The following is a 16,884-nucleotide window of genomic DNA, read 5'->3' as shown; positions in this document are numbered from 1 at the left end:
TTCGATTGGACCTTCAAGGCGTTCTAAAAGCGTTTTTAATTGAGCTGAAGTATTTTGATCTAACATTGCTAACGTCTCCAAAGGAGTAATATTTGTTTGATAAAGCTATATTAGAAGAAATACAAAAATAGGTAAAACAGTTAGTTTACATAAAGACTATCGAAAAATTGAATTAAAAAATCATCCATTTAAAAATGAATGATTCTTTTATGATGATCGTAACAGTACAAACTTTAACTATATCTCCAAACGTTGAGTGATCGTTTGAATTCTGCTTTTAAAACTACGAGCTAATCCAAAGAAAATAAACATTGCCAATAACATGATAGCTGAGAGCAGCATGAACATCATCTTGACGACTTCTGAGATTTGTCGTGCCTGATTTGCCCGAGGATCTATCGCTTTTGCCCAAGGAGTAATAGATTGACCATACACTTGTTGCTGCATTGACCATAACTGCTCTGCATTAAAGCCATATTCGACAAACTGTTTTTCATTTCTTTCAGCTTGCGCAAGTCGAGCTAAATATGCAGTTGCTAGCTTGGTATCTTCAGGTTTGTGAATCAAAGCCACTTGCGCAAGGACGTAGGCTTGAATAATTGGATTGACCTGTTGTTCACTCATGATGACAGCAATCTGACTTTCATGAATCGATTTATCATAATGACTTAATTGATATTGTTGTTCTAAAGACTCATCATTCAAGTCATATTGAACATAGGTCAAACTTGACCAAATTAAGATGACAGCAATTAACCAACCTACAAACTTAAGCACAAATGATTGAAAGCGCACATAGAAAAAACTTATTTTTTTTAAAAAATGAACAATAAAAAAAGCACCAATGACTGAGCTAAATACTTTTAGAATTAACCAGCCTAACCAAGATATTAAATTAAAAAAATAGTCAGGCTGATGTTGGTACACGTTTAAGACTTCATCTAAACTATGTGGCAAATGAAGCTGCTGAACAGTTTCACTCATTCCCATAAAACCATAAATCATGTCCTGATGAATAAAAAGCGACACGACTGAAATGATGAATACACTGGTACTCAAAAATCCCCATAAATTAAGTATGCGATTTCGTTTGTACAATTCAGGCAATCTTTTCTGAATCTCAGTCTGCGCCACAAGATATTCATTGGTTTTATTCAAATTTAAACCTCAAGAAATTAGTGTTTTGGCTGATTTTGACTCGAATCCAAAACAAGTTGTTGAAGATTTCCTTGCAAAGCCTTAATACGGATTGATGCCTCTTCACGTTTTTGCATCCCTTCTTTCTGAATACTAATAACATCATTCACTGTTTTAATGAGGGTATTTTGAACATGTTCAAGTGTTTCAATGTCAATCACTGAACGTTGATTTGCTCGAGCAGTATCGACTGAATTCTGGTGTAATAAATCTGCATTCCGTTTAAGTAACTCATTCGTCGCATCATCAATAGTATTAGCCAATTGGACGCTATTTTTTTGCTCCTGTAATGAAATCGCTAAACTAATTTGATTTTTCCAAGCAGGAAGCGTGATATTTTTTATCGCATAAAACTTATCCACCAACATTGAATTATTTGATTGAATAATTCGAATCATCGGTAATGTCTGCATCGCAGATTGTTGCAATACCTGTAAATCACTCACTCTTTTTTCCAAATTGTTTGCTAAGTGATTTAAGTCGTAGATTTTTTGATTGGTTTGCGCATCTTGTTCTAGCGTACTCAATTCAGCTATTTGCTCTTGAACTTCTTGTTGTTTAATTTTCCCTGCAGCAATATAAACCCCTAATTGTTTATATTCATCCTGCACACCATCAAACATACGATCCAATGTATTTACACGGTCTTTTAAACCTTGTTGAGAGGTTTCAATTTCTTTAACTAAAGCATCTATTTGTTCTTTAGTGGAATTGAACTTTTGATCAAAGCTCTGCTTCGCACCTTTAAATCGATTTAAGATACTGCCCAAGAAGCCTGAACTTTTAGCAGGGCTTAAAATACTGTTTGTATTGAGCTGTTGAGCCACTGTAACAACTTCATTTAACTTTTGACCTGTTGCATCCAAATCTTTATTTTTGACTAAATCCAGCAGTTCATCCGTATAAGTCGCTGTTTTAGTCGCGATATTTTTCCCATATTCAGCAACCGTTGCATGATTCATATCAGCTAGTTCTTGGTGAACTGATTCGACTGCTGCAAGGTCTGAGGTCATCAACCCAATTTCTTTTAAATCTAACTTGGAAAACTTTTCCTCCATAGAGATTAAGCTTAAGGATTCATTTTTCTTTTGAATTGGAAAATCAGACATAACACACCTTATTCTTTAATTAGTGATTTTTTTAAAGATCGAATCAGTTGTTCGCGACTTTGATCTAACTTTTCAATATCGACTGCGCCATTTTTAATTTGAGTTTGCTCAAGATGATATTGCCAAGCTGGGATTAATACTTGCTGCGCTTCACGAAAACGATCCGTCAGAGTTAATGAAAGTTGTTGAGTCAATTGCATTTGCATAAGAGAAATATCATTGTTTGCTTGTACCGACTCTAATGTTTGTATTTTTTTAGCCAATCGCTCCTCAAAGTTATCGAGTGGATGGCGATGATGAAAAAAATCTGTGTATTCTGTTAAAAATTGTCTTGCTGCTTGAATGTAGCGCGCCATTTGCTCTCTTAAACCAACTGCTTGCTGAAATCGAGAACTAGACTTTTGGATTTCAATGTGAATACGTTGGGACAGCTGATCAGCATCTAGAATGAGTCTATCTAAATCACGAATATAAGAAATTTGACCCGCACCGAACTCCAAATCCAGACCTAACCACTTTTGGAGAGCGTTAAATTTTTTTTGTTTTAATTTCTTTTTGGATTGATTCAATTTTTGAATAATATCTGAAATTGTTTCGCTTAATTTTTTATTTAAAGTGGGGTCTATACCTACCAATAGAGCATTTTGTGCCTGCACAATATGTTCAGCATATAAATTAAGTTTAGACGAATCAGTCAATAAAGGAACAAGATCATGCCTCTTAATTGAGAGCAAATCCGAAGGATTAACTTCAATTTGATTTAAGGGTATAAGCTCATTAAAAGATGACATTGGTGTAATTTAAGAAAGTGATCAGCAATCTTCAAATGTAGCAATAAACTGTTCAAAATATACTAATTTTTTGCAAAATATTACACAAAATCAAACACAAAAAAAGCCAGCAAATGCTGGCTTTTTTATTAATGAGGTTTAGATTTTCTCATTCTAAGCCAACTTAAACCAATGAGTCCTAAAAGCCCAAACCCACCTAGGCTCCCCCCTCCACTCGTACGAGAACTTCCAGGCCCTGTTTCCGCATTTAGAACAGCTAATGTTCCCTCACCTGATGAAGCGCCGTCTGCGTCCAATACTGAGTACTTAAGATCATAGGAAAAGACATCCAAATTATTGTTCAACTGAACTCGAATGTTTCCACCATAGCACTTTTTAAAACGGTCATTAGCACATGGCTCTACCCGATCCGCGATAATTGAAACGGGATTCGGTACTCTTGCAAAATAAATTGATACCTCATCCCCATTAGCATTATGGTAAAACTCCTTTTTATTTGGAGGATTGATTGCATTTCTGTTGCCATCACCAGCATCACTCGCTTCAGCCAGTAAATTTACACTGATTTGAGTCGATTTTTTTGGATTGATTGTATATTCCACACGTTCAGGAACAGTTGGCACGATATTGATAAAATTACCAATTAAATATGCACTTGATGTTTTTTTACTGTCGCTTTTTGAAGTAAGCGTATATGTACAGAATTCAGAGTCTCCACTCGGTGTTATGCGGCCATCTGTTCTATACATGACTATCTGCTTAAGCTGCGGTTTCCACTCACATTTCAACCGATCATCAAACTTACCTAAGAACGTTTTATCGATATCTAATTTCCCAACTCCCACAACTTCAACTTTGATATCATAATTATCAACATTAAGATGCTCAATTTTTCGCACCTTACCATCAGGAGAAACAAATTCATCTGGTAAATTCAATTTAAATGGATCGAACAAAATTGGACGATATTGATTAAGATTATTTAACTCATTCAAAAATGCTTTTTGATCGGTGAGCTCCTTATTATAATAATCAATCACTTCTTCTTTGGTTTCAGGATCGGCAATAGCATCTTCGAATGCTTTAATTCTATTCTCAGTTGATTTCTTTATTTGAACCAGTGATTCATTTGCTTTACTTAAATTGGAAACAGTCAACTTTAAGGTTTCTATCGCACCAATATCGCAAGTATTGGGAGTCGCATCTAAACTGTTGAGCGAGTCCAATCCAATCCGATTAATACCTCGTTGATCAAGCAGCGAACAACCATCAGTACCAAAATCAACTAAATCTTTACCGCTAGAATTAATCTTCGGAAAAAAGACAGGATGAAAGTTAGTATTCTCATCATTAACCGGTAACGATGTTGAAAACAGATCATTGATACTCAATTGACTAACATCAAGACTATTTTTTTGTGCATTTTCTGACGCTTTTGCTGGTAGATCACAGTCTATAGATGAATTACTCAGTGGAATAGCATTTGCCAATAATTCAATACCTGCTGACTCAACTTGGCTCACATCACCGTGACTATATATACAGGCTTTAGCCTGATTAAAACCTATCACATTATGATTTAAGGCTTTTGCACCTGTATTTCCATACCAAAGCACAGATCGCGCGGTATTGGCGATAATCGTATTACTATCGAGCTTCAAAATAGAATTGGGACTCAAATTTATTTGACCCCCATCTGTTAAACGATCACTAAATTGAAAAATTTGACCTTGTGTATTATTTAATACATTGGAAGAGATTGTATTTGCTTGCAATTGTGCTGTAGGTTCACCACAAAATGAGAATAAACTGTTTGAAGCTGTATTTCCATTTTCGGTAATAGACATACGGGATAAATCAATCTTACGACGTGTGAACACAAGATTATCCAAGCAAGACATTGCTATAACAGCGCCTTGCTGAGCTGTATTACCACTCACCCACCCGACCGAATAACTTAAAGAGCTATCACTGTCATTCAAAAATATCGCTCCACCTCTTAACGCTGAAGACTTTGTGATATTTACATTGTATAAATCAGTCTCACCCCCCAATAGCAAAGCGCCACCATTGGTAGATGATTTACCATTTGTCAGCTCTATATTTTTTAAACTCAAACTCGGTCGATTTAGATTGGTCGTATTGAAAATGCGATGTGTATTTTGACCATTAATTATAGTTTGAATTTTAGTTTGCGCAGGATAACTATTTGAAATAACATTCGGTTTGGAATAATCGACAGGCTCTTTACCCCTAATAATCACTGAAGAAGATGGCTGAAGCTCTGCATTCAAGCTATAAGTACCAGCTTCAAGCTGAATAATGTCAGTTTGTACTCGATCCGTATTACCTTTAGCACAACCTCCATAAGCTCGATTAGTCGAAGCAGCCTTCAACGCTTCTCTGAGTGAACACTTTGCATCATTAGTACCGTCTTCATCATCGAAGGTAGTGACATAAATTATTGTATCTTCAGCAGCCATCAAGGACATTGCAGACAGGACTGCTAAGGTCAAAAAAGCTTTTCTACTTTTCAACATACGATTCCCTTATTATTTTTTTCTACGTATCGCGATTAAAGTCATCAGACCTAATACGGAGATTAGACCTAGCCCCCCACCAGAAGTTTTTACTTTATCGCTTGTATAAGTATCTCTGGGGTCTTGTTTAATGACGGTTGGAATTTCGATATAAGGATTCATTGACTCATTCAATTGACGTGTAGATACAACGACCAAAACTTTAAAATCATCAGTTCCGTGCCAATTCCCTTGAGGTGTATAAGTAAACTCTCCATTTTGGAGTAGTTCAGCTTTACCTTTACTAGGAGAGTTATTTTGTTGGATGATCATACAGCCCGCTTGCCATTCTTCTTTTTTGGGATGAGGTCCGACTAAGGCATCACATTGACTAGCGGGTATTAGCTCACCATCTCCTAGAAAATCATTAATATTTAACTTAACAATTTCTCCGTAAAAGATATCCTTGCCAAATCTGCCTGAAGACGTACTTGACTGAATCAGTTCGATTGCGCCTCGATCACACAAAATACGATCCTTACGTGCGTTGCCACGCTGATCAACTGTTTCACATGATGTACCATTTGAATCTGGTCCACGATTAATGATCGGAGAATCTGTCAATTGTCGATAACTAGGCAACACTCTTGGGCGGAAATATCCTAAAGCATAGCCAGAATAGACTTTGAACGGACATAAAATGCCAGATGAATTAACATCACATTCACCTTCTACATCAGTCCCAGCTAATAATGTGCGCTCGCCCAGTTTTTCTGAAGCTGTGCCCTCACAACCAAAACCATATAAATTATTGTTTAAATTTGATTGATCTATTGCAGTCTCTACACGACAGTCTCTATTGCCATTTTTTGCAATTATATTGTTAGTAAGCAATGCCTTCTTAAACGGCGCATTAAAAATCAATCCAAAATCATTAAAGACCAGCGTATTGTTATTAAGTGCAATACCATCCTTCACATTGATAATATAGCCCTTATTATTAAAAATTGTTGAATTGATCACTTTGGCATAATTGAGATTGGTCACCTTAGTTTCATCCTCACTCAACACTTTATGGCTATAAATTGCGAAACCTTCTGAATCTGTTGTTTTATTACCTTTAATAACAGAAGCACTAATGTCAAAATCAGGAAATTCACTATACAATACAGCACCTTGTTGTGCTTGATTGTTTTCCAGTAACGAATTAACTAGATTCACTCGCGCGGAACGAATTTTGCTAGTTTCGGATTCAATAAATGATTCAACATTATAAATCGCACCACCAAAATTTGCTTTGCCATTGATAAGATGGCTTTTATCAAATTTTAGCCGTTCATAATTGAGAATTAATCCACCTTTGTCTTTGCATACAGATGCAGTACAACCTTGCAAGGTAATTTCGTAAAATTCCACACCAATTGCAGCATCTCTAATTTCATCATCAGCTTTAGGACGAATTCGCTCAATATGGAAAATTCTATCAGTACCCTTCATTGTTATGACGGCATTTTTTGTACCAGGAATATCGTCGACAATGGTAGTTTCATACTGCGTTCTAAAAACCATCGGTTTAGAGATGCGAACTTGCTCGTTTAGGAGATATTCTTTCGTAGATAAGATAATATTATCTGTGGCATCTTTACCACCACAGCCATTGAGACCTGCTTCAGGTTTACCCTGATTAATATATTCAATTGCTTCACGCAACGAACATTCATCATCATTTTTGGTGATATCTTCAGTGGTCGTAACCACAATATCTGCACTGAATACATGCCCTGTTGCACACAACAATACAAGACCTAAGCCCCGTCTGAGCATTACCATCTCCTTAATTTTTCTTTATTTTTTTAAGTAGCGAACTTTAATTATGTAGCGCTATTTATCCATTTTGACTAATCTGTCACAAATTTTTAGAATTCTCAATTATTTTTAAGTAAAAAATTGCCGAGTTCAGATAAAATCTACATTTTGAGTTTTGAATAACATTTAAAAAGCATTTAAGCACTATACTGATCGATGAGCGCGTAGATTTGCTTAAGGGTTGCGTTGGATAGCTTAACTTTTTCACCCTGTAGTAACTTTGATAATTGATCAACCGTTTGTAATAAGGTACTGGTCTGTATCGGGCCATTGGTCAGCAGATAATCAATAATTAAAGGATCAAAATGCACACCTTTACGATCTAACACAGAATGTAATAAGGCATAGCGGTCAGCGTAGGATTGACCTGTTGGCACTTTAACACTCACCGCTTGAGTTAATCTCGACTGAAGATCTGGTAATTCAAGTTTCAATTCAATTGGCGCAGATCTAGATGAAAAGACTAGTTGTCCTCCACCATCATTATTATTATTTATTAAATGAAATACCGCCTTTTGCCAATGCGGTACACCACTAATCGCTTCAATATCGTCTAGAGCGACCAAATCATAACGATCCAATGAAGTAATCGCCTCAATTGGAGCATCGAGCAATTCTAGCAATGAAACTTTAATTGCAGATTTCCCAACATCTAGATATGAGTCACATATCGCAGTTAATAAGTGACTCTTACCTGTGCCCGCACCGCCATAAAGGTAAAATCGATTCATTAATCCAGCATGAAGTTGGCGAACTGCATCAATGACGGGTCCCCAACCTGGGCCGGAAAAATCACTGATCCGTGCATCAAGTTGAGGTTCTATATCAAGTTGCAGTTGCCGCATAAATGCTTGGTCACCTTAAGGTTCTTTATTTTGTTTCTGCACATCGATTTTTTCAGATGTTGCAATATCTTGTTGATTATTGATTGATTGTGGTTTGAGATCAAGCTCAATATCAACCTGATCGGTTTGGATTGTAATTTCACCACCACCATGATCAGCTACGGCAACAGCTGGCGTACCATAAATTGTACTCCTTTCATAAGTGTCACGTGCATGTCGGAGCAGTACCACGATTACAGCTGCAACAGGTAATGCAATCAACATACCCAAGAAACCAGCCAATTGTGCACCAGCCAATACAGCGAATACGACCGCTACTGGAGAAAGACCAATTTTATCTCCCAATAAGAATGGCTGAAGCACATAACCTTCAACAGCTTGCCCTACCATGAACACCACTGCAACTAAAAGGAGTTGAGTCCAATCCATACCAAATTGAAAGAAAGTTGCGATCACGGCAGCAATAATTCCGACTGCAAATCCTAAATATGGGATGATACTTGCCAAGCCTGCAATCATGCCAATAATCAAACCAACTTCCAGACCAATCAGTTGTAAACCAACAGCATAAACAATCCCCAAAAGGATCATCACGAGGAATTGTCCTTTTACAAATGCACCTAGTACGCTATGGCATTCACCTACGATTTCAAGCGTTGAAGCTTCATAAGGACGCGGAATGAGTCGACGCAAACTATTGAGCATTCGATCCCAATCTAAGAGGAAATAAAATGCAATAATTGGAATCAGTACAATTGTCCCACCAATCTGAATAAAATTCAGACCAGATTGTGCCAATTTGAGTGCCATCGCTTGGATACTGTCAGCACTATAATTGGTTTGAACATACTCCATAACAGCTGCTGAAATCTGATCTACATCTAATTCTAGTGGCACTATATTGAAAGTATCTGATAACCACGGTAAGAAGCTAAAATTTACCCAATGAACTACTTTCGGGATACTGGATTTAGCATACATCAGCTGTTCCCAAATTAATGGAACCAAATACCACATTGCCCATGTGATCACGACACCAATACCAATAAATACCAAACTGATAGACAACCAACGAGGTAAACCTATCTTATGCAATCGATCAACCAATGGACTGAAAAGATAAGCTATTAAAAATGCACCAATAAATGGGATTACGACCGGTTTTAATAAGTATAAAATCCAGAGAAATAAAGCTATCCCTGCAAGGATAAAAACACGGCGTAGGGTACGATCTACCATAGAAACTCGCCTTTTTTTAAGATTATTCGTTATGTAAAGGAAAATATTTTAGTAAAGATAACATTTTAGTGCATAAATAACATAAGAGTTTCGTATATTCAGGTTATAATCCCCGCGCGAATGCGGAGACTTCAATATGAGCAACTCAACTTCTACCCCAAACACTGGTTTAAGCTACAAAGATGCAGGTGTCGACATTGAGGCGGGCGACGCGTTAGTCGATCGTATCAAATCTGTCGCTAAACGCACGACTCGTCCTGAAGTAATGGGCGGTCTTGGTGGCTTCGGTGCACTTTGTAAAATTCCTAAAGGTTATGAAGAACCTGTTCTCGTATCTGGCACAGACGGTGTTGGTACAAAATTACGTTTAGCATTGAATTTAAACCGTCATGACACAATTGGTCAGGATTTGGTTGCAATGTGTGTGAACGATTTACTTGTCTGTGGTGCTGAACCACTCTTCTTCCTTGATTACTACGCAACTGGTCACCTCAATGTTGATGTCGCAGCAAATGTAGTGACAGGTATCGGTCAAGGTTGTGAGCTTGCTGGATGTGCATTGGTCGGTGGTGAAACTGCTGAAATGCCAGGCATGTATGAAGGTGAAGATTACGATTTAGCTGGTTTCTGTGTAGGTGTTGTAGAACAAAGTAAAATTATTGATGGCTCTAAAGTTAAAGCTGGTGATGTATTAGTTGGTGTTGCTTCAAGCGGCGCACACTCTAATGGCTACTCTCTTCTTCGTAAAATTTTAGATGTAAAAAATGTTGATTTAACTCAAATTGTTGATGGTCGTCCACTTGCTGATGTCGCAATGGAGCCAACTCGTATCTACGTTAAACCAATTCTAGAGCTTCTCAAACAGGTTGATGTTCACGCGATGGCACACATCACAGGTGGCGGTTTACCAGGTAACTTACCTCGCGTATTACCAAATGGTGCTCAAGCTGTAGTAAACGAATCTTCTTGGGAATGGCCTGAGCTGTTCAAACTTCTTCAACGTGAAGGTGGTGTAGAACAATTTGAAATGTACCGTACATTCAACTGTGGCGTAGGTATGGTTCTAGTTGTTGATGCTGCTGAAGCTGATAAAACAGTTGAAATCTTAAATCAACTCGGCGAAAAAGCATGGACAATGGGCCACATTGTTGACAATGCTGAATCTGTCGAAGGTGCAGACGAAAAAATTCGTGTGATCTTCGCTTAATCAGTTTATTGTTAAAACATGATTAAAATTGCTGTTTTAGTATCAGGTAACGGATCAAACCTACAAGCATTAATTGATGCAAACCTTTCAGGTCAAATTGTCGGTGTGATCTCGAATAAACCTGATGCTTACGCACTTGAGCGTGCTACTCATGCCAACATTGCAACTGCAGTGATTGAACACAAAAACTTCCCAGACCGTGAAACGTTTGATGATGTTATGCATCAGCAACTGCTCGACTGGGAAGCGGATCTTGTAGTTTTAGCGGGCTTTATGCGTATTTTAAGTGCTAAGTTCGTTAAAGCATGGGAGGGTAAAATGATCAATATCCACCCTTCTCTACTGCCAAATTACAAAGGAATGCATACACATCAACGTGTATTAAATACTGGTGATTTATGGCATGGATGTACAGTACATTATGTCACTGCAGAACTAGATGCAGGTCAAGCACTTGCTCAAGGCGTACTCAAAGTGTCGCACCATGATAATGTTGCATCTTTAGCTGATCGTGTACATCAACTTGAACATTTAATTTATCCTCAAGTTGTAGAATGGATTTGTAATCAAACCATTCAAGTCACATCCGAAGGCGTGCACTATAAAAATCAAATTTTGAAAGATCCAATACAGTTCTGTCATATTTGATTTAAAAAACGCAGCTTAGGCTGCGTTTTTTAGTGGCGTCAAAATAGTTTTTAAATGCGCAGCCAATTGCTCAGGATGTTCAAGTGGGAACATGTGTCCACCTTCAAAAATACTAAAAGGCACACCAAACTTTTTCCTCACTTTATGAGGGAATTTACGTGCTAAGAATGGACCTTCAGAAGCAACAATTAATTGACTTGGAACTTTGAGCTTAGGTTGAGGCAGCCACCATAATGAAGGATTGGTTCTAAAAATATCCACTTCAATAGATTTTGGAATCGCCAATTCAACGCCGCCACGCGTTGGATCTTCAACTAATGCAAATTGAATATAGTCATTAAAACATTGCTCATCAAATGCTGTATATAATGCTTTGGGTCGAAGTAATGTTGCAGCTTGCTCTCGACTATCCCAATGATCACGTCGACGTTTAGACAATGCCGCTGGCGACATTTGATCCACTGCTTTTAACTTCAAAGACTTTGCAATATGCATAGCAAATGATTCTAGCCCCATAATAAGAGGTGGATCGAGAAGAATAGTTTGACTAAAAAGTTCTGGGCATTTCAACGCAGCTTTGAACGTCAAAACTCCTCCTAAGGAGTGCCCGATACCAATCACTTTACGACCATGGGATTTCTGAACAATATTATCAATCACTTGCTGTGTCATACTTTCCCAGTGTTGATCTACAGGATAACGTTGATCAACACCAAGATTGGTCGTATAAATCACATCGAATTGATCAGACAAAGCATCAAAAAATTTTTGATAAACTTTCGATGGAACCCCGTTGGCATGAGCAAAATGGATCAATGGTTTCATTGGATTCGATTCACCTGCTCAGATTGAATCTGCTTGGAAATTGAAGAAGCAAAACCTTGACCAATTTCACTTCCAAGTCGTCCAAGCACAGAATCAAAGGGGCTACGTTGAATAGTATAATCTACCGTTTTTTCGACTTTTAATTCGCGTTTCAGTGTGTGAATACTGCCAATCCGATCTGCAATACCGAGCTTCACAGCCTGCTCACCAGTCCAAAACAAACCTGAAAATATAGCAGGGTCTTGCGATTTCAATTTATTGCCACGACCTTTTTTGACTGCATCAATAAAATGTTGATGAACATTATCCAATACACCTTGTACGTGTGCACGTTGTGCAGGATCAACTGGTTGTGTCATCGACAATAATGCTTTGTTCTCACCTGAAGTCATGGTGCGATCTTCAACGCCAAGTTTTTGCATCAAACCACTCACTCCATAGTTTGGCATAATGACACCAATTGAGCCGACTAAACTTGATGGATTAACAATAATTTCATCCGCAGCAGACGCAATGTAATATGCACCTGAAGCACCTGTGTCACCAATTAATGCATAAAGTTTTTTATCTTTATAAACCGACTTTAAATATTGGATCTCTTGCCAAATTTCATCAGACTGAACTGGAGATCCACCCGGAGAGTTAATATTTAAAACAACAGCTTGCGATTGCTTGCTTTCAAATGCTTTTTTCAAACCTTTGATCGTATCTGCACTATTCACACTTTGCTGGTCTGCAGCAATCGTTCCTACAATATCGACTGTAGCAATATGCTGTGATGACACCGCACTATCAGTGGAAGTCGTTGAACAACTTTTCCCCATGACCAAAACTATAAATAACAGATATGCGAAAGTAAGAAATTTAAAAAAGATTCCCCAACGTCTTGCACGTCTCTGTTCTTCTACAGATGCGAGAACAGCTTTTTCTAAAATTTGCCATTCTTTTCCGTTCGGTTGGTTATTTGGTTTTTGATTTTCATTTTGTGGTTCAGGCGGCCAAGCGGACATACATACCATCCAAATTAAATTTAAGCTGACATTATATACAAGGAATGAGGTCAAACTATTTATAAGTCAAGATTTAACATATAATAAACCCAAATCACAATATTCTATGAACTTACCAAATTTTGAATCTAATGCCTGAAACCAAAACATCGACCACAATCCGCCTGTTAAATTTCTTCAGTCGCCGTCCGATTCGTTTTTCTCGTTTTTTTGCAAAAATGCTTGCAGGGCTGATTAATACGCTAAAAATTACAAAAACTACGAACACCATCCGCCTCAATATCGACATTTGCTTACCACATCTTTCTGATGAAGAAAAACATTTAGTGACTCGTGCAGCGGTAAGAAACGAACTTCAATCTTATATGGAGTTTTTTAGTATTTGGGGAAGCTCAAACGAAACCAATATTTCACGAATACGCAATGTCACTGGTGCTGAATATTTTCATGAAGCAATGGCTGAAAAGAAAGGTATTATTTTACTCGCACCACATTTTGGTACATGGGAAGTCATGAATGCGTGGTTCGCACAATATACCAAGATGACCATCATGTATAAACCCATCAAGAATGAAGAAGCAGATCAATTTGTGCGCCAGGCTCGTAGTCGAGAACAAGCAACTTTAGTCCCTACAGATGAGAGTGGTATAAGACAAATTTTTAAAGCCCTTAAATTAGGGGGGACAACTGTGATTCTTCCAGATCACAATCCTAAACACGGTGGTGAAATGATCGATTATTTCGGCATACCACTCGAGTCCAGTAATTTAAGTGCCAAACTCATCCAAAAAACTAAAGCCAAAGGCCTATTGGTCTATGCAATTCGCAATGAAACTGAAGATTTTAATGTATTTATTGAACCAATGGATGCTTCGATTTATGAAGGCACGCCCGCTGATGGAACGTTAGTAATTCACCGTGCAATAGAAAGTCTGATTCATCGTTATCCTGAACATGCTCATTGGAGCTACAAACGTTTCCGTGCAAATCCTGATCTACATAACATTTATCGTATCCCTGCAGAACAAGCCAGAGCAAAAATAGAGCAAGTCAGAAAATCAAGTTAATCTATGGGGATATTCCGAGTTAACCACGCTTTTTGATCTCGATGATATCGAAATTGTACATCTCTGTTTTTATCGAAGGTCATTCGAATGCTGCCCTTCGATTGGGTATCGAGTAGCGGAATATTAAGCGCTTTTAAACGCTCTTTGACAACAGGATGTGGATGATTATAGCGGTTATCAAAACCAGCCGATGCAATGGCAATTTTAGGTTTGGTATTTTTTAAAAAGTCGTAAGATGAACTATGTCGACTGCCATGGTGTCCTAAGATTAAAATATCTACTTTAAGTTCAGGATACTGCTTTAAAATACGATACTCTGTCTCCCACCCTGCATCCCCCATAATCAGAATATGCTTAAAATCGTTAGCATAGGGTAATGTCAGATACATTATGCACGAAAGCTCATTACGATTTTGACTGACAAAATTTAATTGTGATTCAGCTGGTGAAAGAAATTGTATATTTATCTTACCCAATTGTACCTGTTGATGCTGTCGACAATAATCAAATTCAACATACTGAAACCTATCATCTTTTTCATTTGAGATAACTTGATCAATTTGTATATGTTTTCCGATAGTGCGGTATGCTCCAGCATGATCTTGATCAAGATGACTGATAAAAACTTGATCTAATTTTGATATGCCACGTTGAATTAAGAAAGGGACAACTACACTTTCTCCAATACTAAATGTATTCTCATCAAAGCTCCCGCCTGTATCAACTAAAGCATTTTTCCCTGATGACTGTAAGAGTATGGATTGCCCCTGACCTATGTCTAAAATTTCAATGATATCGTATCCATCATCACGTTTAGGCATCAGCAATGCCACACCTAATACTGGTATCCATAATCGAGGGATTACATTCTTTGGCATAAAGAACATCAATACTGCCAAAGCGAGCAAAAACATTTGTGCTTTCGTTAACGCCACCCATTTCAATGGATTGTCTAATATTAATCCCAACTTAGTCAGCAGCACCAAAAGAACCGATATCAACATATCAGCCAGATGAAATAAAAATAGACCAACAAAAGGAATAAAGCTGAGACAATAGCCCAGTACTTCTAATGGCACGATCAAGGTCCCAATCATTGGAACAGCAACTAAATTAGCAAATGGCGCAAGTAAAGAAATCTGTTGAAATATCAGTAAAGTGAATGGTAACAGTGCAATAAATATTTTCCATTGAGATTGCAAAAGTATTTTAAGATACATTTTTGCTTTATCTAGAAAATGATATTTGTTGATTAAAGCAGTGTTTTGCTGTTCATGAACGATCGTTTGGTATACACGAATCAAAATCAAACATGCGCCGTACGAAAGCCAAAATGCAGCAGATAAAATACTAAAAGGGTCTAAATAGAGCATTAAGCTCGCACTGATAAGTAATACCACAAAAGGCTTAATCTTAAATTTAAATAAAATAGCGATACTAATTAGACAAACTGACAATGTAGTTCTTAGTGCAGGAATTTCGAGCCCTGAAAAAAAACTATAAATAATTACCCCACATACGAAAGGGATTAAAAGTAAATATGTTTTGGGAACTTTTAGAAAAATATGAGGACGAAAAATTGATACAAGATACCCCATGAACCACGATAATAAACCAGCAAAAATTAGAACATGTGGACCTGAAATAGCCAATAAATGCGTAATGCCTAGTTTTTTAAATAATTCTTCTTGTTGCTCCGTCAGTAGACTCTTATCACCTGTGAGTAACGCGACTAGCAAACCCTTATTCCTGAATACTCCCTGTTCGATATCATCCCTAAAAGCTAAACGTGCTTTTTCAATGCTCAGGCTCAATCGTGCGATAAGGCTCCGATGCACATCGGTTGAAGATAAATAACCTTCAGAATATAACACCGCTTCACTTACAGGTACGATCCAATCTACACGCATTGTTCCAGCTATATTTTGCTGCAACAACCATTTCTCATGATCAAATACCCCATCTACTGCATAACTATGTGCGGGTCTTAATTTTCCCGTAACTTTATAATAGCGCCCTAGTTCTAATGTCGTATCAAGTTTTGACTCTCGCAAATATAATAATAGCGTTTGAGATTGTCCTTGCTTCTTGTCGATCACTTGCGCACGCTGCTGTATTGATCGACCTTCCTGATCCATTTTCAGCTGATTAATTTTATTGATATAGACAACTATTTCTTTTTCTTCAATATATTGAACACGTTTCTCTAAACGATCGTGTAAGGCTGTTTTTGCATGTTGATGCCCCAAAACAAATGTGATCAGACAAATTCCCGTTAGCACAAGCATTCTTGATGATGACTGGACAATACTTGAGGTGTGAGGATAAATGAATCGATCAGGTTGCCTCATTAATCGTACAAAGTAATCCATGATCAAAATGATACTTGCCATACCCAGCAAGAGAGTTGAATATTCAACTTCACCCTGAAAGCTGATCGTAGCAACACCAATGATCCAAAAGATGAGAATAAATATTAAAAACATCTAACTTTTATGTTTATTTTTCTTAAATAGATTAAAGCCCACCTAAGTGGGCTTTAACAAGACTGTTAATCGGAT

The 16,884-nt window shown here is 37.5% G+C and carries 13 protein-coding genes; 3 read left to right on the top strand and 10 right to left on the bottom strand.

Annotated features, from left to right (window positions below; genetic code table 11):
• Nucleotides 1-237: 237 nt before the first annotated feature.
• The 7 genes from AC1M9I_RS03140 to cxpE all read right to left on the bottom strand — a co-directional run bounded on the left by AC1M9I_RS03140 (nt 238) and on the right by cxpE (nt 9,566).
• Nucleotides 238-1,158 (bottom strand): hypothetical protein, encoded by a 921-nt coding sequence (locus AC1M9I_RS03140; RefSeq protein WP_481594351.1) that lies wholly within the window; start codon nt 1,156-1,158, stop codon nt 238-240.
• Between the two features lie 17 nt (nt 1,159-1,175).
• Nucleotides 1,176-2,255 (bottom strand): toxic anion resistance protein, encoded by a 1,080-nt coding sequence (locus AC1M9I_RS03135; protein ID WP_481594460.1) that lies wholly within the window; start codon nt 2,253-2,255, stop codon nt 1,176-1,178.
• 59 nt (nt 2,256-2,314) lie between these two features.
• On the bottom strand, nt 2,315-3,097 hold the full coding sequence (locus AC1M9I_RS03130) for a tellurium resistance protein (protein ID WP_481594352.1): 783 nt from the start codon (nt 3,095-3,097) through the stop codon (nt 2,315-2,317).
• Between the two features lie 128 nt (nt 3,098-3,225).
• Complete coding sequence (locus AC1M9I_RS03125) at nt 3,226-5,637, bottom strand: CSLREA domain-containing protein (RefSeq protein ID WP_481594353.1); 2,412 nt, start codon at nt 5,635-5,637, stop codon at nt 3,226-3,228.
• Nucleotides 5,638-5,649: 12 nt separating this feature from the next.
• Entirely contained in the window at nt 5,650-7,440 is a 1,791-nt protein-coding gene (rbtA, locus tag AC1M9I_RS03120; RefSeq protein ID WP_481594354.1) for a rhombotarget A, read from the bottom strand.
• Between the two features lie 179 nt (nt 7,441-7,619).
• The gene (hda, locus tag AC1M9I_RS03115; protein ID WP_035266869.1) at nt 7,620-8,327 is read right to left on the bottom strand and encodes a DnaA regulatory inactivator Hda; all 708 of its coding nucleotides are present in this window, start codon (nt 8,325-8,327) and stop codon (nt 7,620-7,622) included.
• Nucleotides 8,328-8,342: 15 nt separating this feature from the next.
• Complete coding sequence (cxpE, locus tag AC1M9I_RS03110) at nt 8,343-9,566, bottom strand: chloramphenicol efflux transporter CxpE (protein WP_481588959.1); 1,224 nt, start codon at nt 9,564-9,566, stop codon at nt 8,343-8,345.
• A 136-nt stretch (nt 9,567-9,702) separates the two neighbouring features.
• Between cxpE and purM the strand changes: the two genes are divergently transcribed.
• The gene (gene purM / locus AC1M9I_RS03105) at nt 9,703-10,773 is read left to right on the top strand and encodes a phosphoribosylformylglycinamidine cyclo-ligase (protein WP_035266866.1); all 1,071 of its coding nucleotides are present in this window, start codon (nt 9,703-9,705) and stop codon (nt 10,771-10,773) included.
• An 18-nt stretch (nt 10,774-10,791) separates the two neighbouring features.
• Complete coding sequence (gene purN, locus AC1M9I_RS03100) at nt 10,792-11,421, top strand: phosphoribosylglycinamide formyltransferase (protein WP_092766790.1); 630 nt, start codon at nt 10,792-10,794, stop codon at nt 11,419-11,421.
• A gap of 15 nt (nt 11,422-11,436) precedes the next feature.
• Here the strand turns inward: purN and AC1M9I_RS03095 are convergent, their stop codons facing one another.
• Together AC1M9I_RS03095 and sppA are read right to left on the bottom strand one after the other, a co-directional pair.
• Complete coding sequence (locus AC1M9I_RS03095) at nt 11,437-12,246, bottom strand: alpha/beta fold hydrolase (protein WP_481594355.1); 810 nt, start codon at nt 12,244-12,246, stop codon at nt 11,437-11,439.
• The gene (gene sppA / locus AC1M9I_RS03090) at nt 12,243-13,256 is read right to left on the bottom strand and encodes a signal peptide peptidase SppA (protein ID WP_035266860.1); all 1,014 of its coding nucleotides are present in this window, start codon (nt 13,254-13,256) and stop codon (nt 12,243-12,245) included. The genes AC1M9I_RS03095 and sppA overlap by 4 nt, the downstream gene beginning before the upstream one ends.
• A 131-nt stretch (nt 13,257-13,387) precedes the next feature.
• On the opposite strand from sppA, the gene AC1M9I_RS03085 reads away from it, so the two are divergent.
• The gene (locus AC1M9I_RS03085; protein ID WP_481594356.1) at nt 13,388-14,323 is read left to right on the top strand and encodes a lysophospholipid acyltransferase family protein; all 936 of its coding nucleotides are present in this window, start codon (nt 13,388-13,390) and stop codon (nt 14,321-14,323) included.
• On the opposite strand, the gene AC1M9I_RS03080 is transcribed toward AC1M9I_RS03085, so the two are convergent.
• Complete coding sequence (locus AC1M9I_RS03080) at nt 14,320-16,809, bottom strand: DNA internalization-related competence protein ComEC/Rec2 (RefSeq protein WP_481594357.1); 2,490 nt, start codon at nt 16,807-16,809, stop codon at nt 14,320-14,322. The genes AC1M9I_RS03085 and AC1M9I_RS03080 overlap by 4 nt on opposite strands.
• Nucleotides 16,810-16,884 lie beyond the last annotated feature (75 nt).

The organism is Acinetobacter sp. ANC_7553 (assembly GCF_056779895.1).
Note: the sequence above shows the minus strand (reverse complement) of the source record. Positions and strands in the feature narration are given on the sequence as shown.